This is a genomic window from Exiguobacterium sp. s183 (assembly GCF_018617655.1).
Classification (GTDB): Bacteria; Bacillota; Bacilli; order Exiguobacteriales; family Exiguobacteriaceae; genus Exiguobacterium; species Exiguobacterium aestuarii_A.
The window spans coordinates 1-461 of sequence record NZ_JACSKN010000018.1 but is presented as its reverse complement, the minus strand read 5'-3'; the positions used below and the strand labels follow the sequence as shown (position 1 = coordinate 461).

Sequence of the window (461 nt, the reverse complement as noted above, 5' to 3'; positions counted from 1 at the left end):
AACAAGGTAGCCGTATCGGAAGGTGCGGCTGGATCACCTCCTTTCTAAGGAAAATGCCCATGTGGCATTGCCCATCGTTCAGTTTTGAGGGTTCGTCCCTCGATTGTTCCTTGAAAACTGAAGATTCATCAAGACATCAAAAACCAATTTCACATATGGTCCGCGAGGACCGTGTGTCTTAGACGCTAGATCAAGGTAGAAAGGGCGTACGGTGGATGCCTTGGCACTAGGAGCCGATGAAGGACGCGACGAACAGCGAAATGCTCTGGGGAGTGGTAAGTACACATCGATCCAGAGATCTCCGAATGGGGGAACCCACCGCCGGGAGACTGGCGGGACACCCACGTGAATACATAGCGTGGCGTGAGGCACACCCGGGGAACTGAAACATCTAAGTACCCGGAGGAAGAGAAAGAAAATTCGATTCCCTGAGTAGCGGCGAGCGAAACGGGAACAGCCCA

1 rRNA gene is annotated in these 461 nt (G+C 52.9%); it reads left to right on the top strand.

Features of this window, described 5'->3' with window-relative positions:
• Positions 1-188: 188 nt before the first annotated feature.
• Positions 189-461: ribosomal RNA gene (locus tag KNP62_RS15495) — 23S ribosomal RNA — on the top strand; the annotation flags it as partial.